The sequence below is a fragment of the Rodentibacter trehalosifermentans genome (assembly GCF_002000545.1).
Classification (GTDB): Bacteria; Pseudomonadota; Gammaproteobacteria; order Enterobacterales; family Pasteurellaceae; genus Rodentibacter; species Rodentibacter trehalosifermentans.
Map to the genome: position 1 here is coordinate 1 of NZ_MLHL01000017.1, position 4919 is coordinate 4919.

Consider the following 4919-nt stretch of genomic DNA (forward strand, 5'->3'; position numbering starts at 1 on the left):
CTACTTCAGCCCCTAAAAAAATATAACCCGATATTTTCTTTGTTAGCGAAAAAAGTTACGGAGAGAATGGTTGATCGGGTTTTAAAAAATTCGTCTTCAACACTCAATTTAAGTCTTAAAGATATGGGGGATAATCTTGCTATTAAAACGGATTTAATGAGTGATAAAGTTAAAGATATTACGCAAGCTTCCATACTTGAATCTGTTGGTTTAATCAAGACGATCCCTACCTATTATCTTCAAGGTGTACAAACTGCCGTGACTAACTCAATTACTAGCGGTAAAGGTTTTTCTGACTTAAAAAAACACCTTGAAAAATATTACCAAGGAAATGAGAGAAAAGCTGAGTTGGTTGCGCTTGATCAAGCTCGAAAAGTTTATCGAAAAATTCAGGCTCAACGATTACAGGAATTGGGTGTAAAAAAATTTATCTGGATTCATTCCGGTGGTGGAAATGAGCCGAGGCAATTACATGTCCATCTGAATGGTAAGGTTTGTTCATTTGACGATCCGCCATTTATTGGTGTGATGTATGGAGAACGGATTTATGGATTGCCTGGCGAATTGCCTAATTGTCGGTGCTCTATGAAGCCAGTTATTGAATTTGGAGATGAGAAAAATGATGAAACTGAGTAAATCGCAAATTAAACGAATAGATAATCTATGGTCCTCTGTTTTTGCTATGGATGACAGATGGATTACGGTAAAACCAAATGGCGCGAAAGGAAAAGGTTCTCCTGTTAAAATTGATGACGAGGGGCGTATTGTAGCCGGTATGGGTGGAAAATTTAAAGGAGTTAAGATCAGTGAGGTAAGAAAGGATTTTAAAGGTCCTAAAACACCGAATAAATCTTCTTTAGAAACCAATAAACATATTGAAAAAGAAATTAAAGCAGCTCGGAGAAATGCAGAAAATGCAATTAGCAGTAAAGGAATAAATGAATTACGAGCTTTATCTGAGAGAATAAATAAAATTTCTAATTCTCCTAAATATACATTTAACCAAGAAAGTGTGCAGAAAGAGTATCAAGATATTAAATCTTTGATAGATAAGCGAATTGCTGAGCTTGAATCACCTAAATCTATTACAAGCAAAAGATTGGATAGATTGACAGAATCTTTAGCTAAGAAAAACGAGAAGTTTGATTCAATGCTTAAAAATCATTTTGATTCAGTTAAACAAGCAAATGGTCAACCTCTTAACGATAAACGTAATGGAGCTGCAACATTCAAAAAATGGGATCGTCAAGCTAATGCATTAAACAGGCAGACTGCTGAGATAGAAAGGACGGAGCATGCTATTGAGCGTGAGAAAGAGCTCATTTCACGTGTTGAGTCCACGAGTTTACCTTCGGCAATAAGTAACGCTATTCAGTCAGGGGAAATTACACAATGGCGTAAATATCCTAATAGATTTTTTGTTAAAGGTGTTGAGAAGGGCCGCATTATTTGGGATGAAAAAAAGAAAACGTTATCTGTTGGACATTATCAATCAATTCCTGAAGACCAAAAACCAGCTTTTAAAAAAGCTTTCTTTGAGCTTAAGGCTAAATTAGAGGGGAAAACAAGCGCTCAAGTGGAACAGGAAAATAATGAAAAAGTAAAAGCAAAACAAGAAAAGAGAAAAGCGGAGATTGAAGCAAGAAAAGCGTTGCAAGAAAGTATGAAATCTTTATTCAAGAAAGAAATGTAAGGTATTTGAATGACTACGGCACAAGACAAACGTGAGTTTGATAAAAACGGTTGGTTTGAAGTGAAAAATAACCCCCTCAGTAAAGAGGGGGTTTTCTTTTATAGGGGGGCAAGCATTCGTCTTCCTGATGGTACTCAACCAGCCGACAAGGAAAAACTCTATGCCGTTTATAGACCGGCAGAAGAACTAAGCAATGAACAAGCTATTGATAGTTTCAAACTTGTTCCTTGGGTGGACGATCACACAATGCTTGGGAGTGAAACTCTTGGTATGACACCGGCAGAGCGAAAAGGTGTTAGTGGCGTGATCGGTGAAGAAGTGTATTTTAAAGATGGCGTGCTATACGGAAATATTAAAGCATTTTCCGAATCTTTGGCACGGAAAATAGAAAACGGCAAGAAAGAGCTATCGCTTGGCTATCGTTGCCGTTATGAGTATAGCCCCGGTGTATGGAATGGTAAGCCATATGACTACATACAGCGGGACTTACGTGGGAATCATCTAGCGCTTGTTGATAGCGGGCGAATGGGTGGTGATGTTCGAGTATTAGATCACGATGATACGAACCTTGGACAATTTAATTTTACTTGTGATTCTTTAATGGAGAAACAACACATGAATTTTGAAGAACTATTGGCGCAACTTCGTGATTTAACGCCTGAGCAGGTTGCAGCATTAACTTCTGAACTTGACAAGATTAAACAGGCTAGTCAAGACGAAGAACAGGAAGAGGAACATCAGGACGTTATTTCTGATGAGGAATCTACAGATGACGATGAGGAGCAGCAAGAAGGTGAACCATCACCGATTGATAAACTTATCGCTGTCGTTGAGCGCCTTGATAAACGTGTGGCTCAATTAGAAAGTGGAAAAGTAGAATCTTCAGATGAAGAAGAAACTGATTCTGAAACCGAAGATGAAGGTGAAGGTGAAGAAGAGCAGGCGCAAAATCAAGCTATGGACGCTGCGGAAATTACTAAGATGGCAATGGCAAAAATTGCTAGCCGTGACAAGCTTTATAAACGTGTTTCAGGCTTCACCGGTGCATTTGATTGTAGTGCGATGGATGAAGATGATGTTGCTGTTTATGCTTGTAGTAAATTAGGTCTAAAAGCGCCTAAAGGTCAAGAAATGGCAATGATTCAAGGCTATATGGCGAACCGCACACCGGTAAACAAACAAAAAACAGTTGCTGCGTTTGATAGCAGTGATTCCTCTTTCTTAGATGGTCAATTAACTCAATAAGGTGAAAAATTATGACATTTCAACGTGAAGTAGGTTCTGCACAAGGTTTCGGTGTTCCGGGTGATATTCATCTAGATTCACCAACTCGAGCAGAAAATCTTTTAATTAATTCTGAAGGCAAAAAGAACAGTTATGGTTACGCCTTCACAAAAAGTAATACAACCAATATCGCAACTGTTGGCGGTGAAATCAAAGCTGGAGTTGTATTCGCCGGTATTTTGGCAAATCCGAAAGAAGCGGTTTCATTCGGTAATGAGAAAGGCACATTAGAGCCAACGTTAGCCGTTCCTGATGGGCAGCGTGGTGACTTTGTCACAATGGGCGATGTGGTTGTTCGTGTGACAACTCAATGTAACATCGGTGATTTAGTGGTTTATGACACGACAACCGGTGAATTATCTACTGTGGCAGCAGGTACTGCGCAAGCCGCTTCAGGTAAGGCATTTGTTCCTAACGCTGTTATTTATCGTTATCCGGTCACCGCAACAGGCGGTTTAACCGTGATTCGTTTAACTAATTAATTAAGGGTAATTAGATGAAATCAAAACAACATGGCTATATTAGCGGTCGAGATGTTGCGAAACGTATCTCAGAAAATAAACCTATTATTGCAATGGATGAGAAAGATGTTCGTAATTTCCAAGCATTGCGTAAAGTAGGTATTGGCTTTACTGGTGAATATTTGCGTAAAGCACCATCTGCATTCGCAATGGATGATGTAAACGGTGGCGTATTTACTGCCAACGCAGGAACACCGGTTCAATTCTTACAAGCGTGGTTACCGGGATTTGTTCGTGCCGCTTTTGCACCACGCAAGATCGATGAATTAATCGGCATTGCAACGATCGGCGAGTGGCATGATGAAGAGGTGGTACAAGGTGTTTTAGAAACCATGGGTGACGCAGTGCCTTATGGTGATACATCCAATGTTCCATTCTCAAGCTACAATGCCGGTTTTGAACGCCGTACTGTTGTACGTTTCGAAAAAGGAATTAAAGTTGGTCGTTTAGAAGAGGCTCGTGCAGCTGCAATGCGTTTGGACAGTGCGGCAGAAAAACGAACTGCAGCAGAGTTAGCCCTAGAAATTCAACGTAATAACGTTGGTTTCTTAGGTTACAACGATGCGGGTGTTCGTACTTATGGTTTCTTGAATGATCCGGCATTGCCGGCTTATGCAACAGTGGCCACAGGTCAATCCGGTGCAACAACTTGGAATAAGAAAACATTTCTTGAAATCACCGCAGATATTCGTCAGGCATTCGCACAATTACAAACACAATCGCAAGGTGTGGTGGATGCAGAACAATCCCAAACTTGTTTAGCGTTGCCGACAGATTGTTCCACTTTTTTAAGTGTAACGTCTGATTTTGGTATTAGCGTTCGTGATTGGTTAAATAAAACCTATCCTAAATGCCGTGTAGCAATCGCACCTAACCTAAACAAAGCCAATGGTGGCGCAAATGTGTTCTATCTCTATGCAGAAACCGTTGACGATGGTGCGACTGATGATAGCCGCACTTGGGTTCAAGTTGTTCCGGCTAAATTCATCGCATTAGGCGTTGAACAAAAAGCAAAAGGTATCGTAGAAGATTACACTAATGCGACAGCCGGTGTAATGTGTAAACGCCCTTATGCGGTCTATCGTGCGACAGGCATCTAATCAGATACGCATGATCTAAATAAACCGTTCTGCTTAACCGGCAGTTCGGTTTTTTATTTCCTATTTTTTATTAATGGAGAACGAATAATGCCATATGTATTTTCAACTTTAACCTGTGATAACCGTTATATGGTGTATGCCGAAACAGGTGCAGATATTAAAGTGCCGGTAGAGGGGATTTTGATTAAAGGTGGCGCAGGCGTGATGAACGATCGCTTATTTACACCGTTAGGTGTATCAACCGAAGTCACAAAAGAGCAGCTAGCCTTATTAGAGCAGAACCCAATTTTCAGGCTGCATAAAGAAAGGGGCTGACGTAGA

6 protein-coding genes are annotated in these 4919 nt (G+C 40.2%); all 6 read left to right on the plus strand.

Annotation, left to right across the window (positions count from 1 at the left end; translation table 11 throughout):
• Window positions 1-636 (plus strand): phage head morphogenesis protein (locus BKK52_RS04050; RefSeq protein WP_143531383.1); only part of this gene is annotated, 636 nt, incomplete at its 5' end.
• Window positions 620-1693 carry a hypothetical protein gene (locus tag BKK52_RS04055; RefSeq protein ID WP_077474742.1) on the plus strand — a complete coding sequence of 358 codons (1074 nt, stop codon included), beginning with the start codon at window positions 620-622 and terminating at the stop codon, window positions 1691-1693. The genes BKK52_RS04050 and BKK52_RS04055, both read left to right, overlap by 17 nt.
• A gap of 9 nt (window positions 1694-1702) precedes the next feature.
• A complete protein-coding gene (locus BKK52_RS04060) occupies window positions 1703-2938 on the plus strand; it encodes a DUF2213 domain-containing protein (RefSeq protein ID WP_077478003.1) in 1236 nt (411 codons plus the stop codon).
• Window positions 2939-2949: 11 nt separating this feature from the next.
• Window positions 2950-3459: a structural cement protein Gp24 gene (locus BKK52_RS04065; protein WP_077474741.1), complete on the plus strand. Its 510-nt coding sequence runs from the start codon at window positions 2950-2952 to the stop codon at window positions 3457-3459.
• 14 nt (window positions 3460-3473) lie between these two features.
• The gene (locus tag BKK52_RS04070) at window positions 3474-4598 is read left to right on the plus strand and encodes a major capsid family protein (protein ID WP_077474740.1); all 1125 of its coding nucleotides are present in this window, start codon (window positions 3474-3476) and stop codon (window positions 4596-4598) included.
• Between the two features lie 87 nt (window positions 4599-4685).
• On the plus strand, window positions 4686-4913 hold the full coding sequence (locus tag BKK52_RS04075) for a hypothetical protein (RefSeq protein ID WP_077478005.1): 228 nt from the start codon (window positions 4686-4688) through the stop codon (window positions 4911-4913).
• The last annotated feature ends 6 nt before the right edge of the window (window positions 4914-4919 follow it).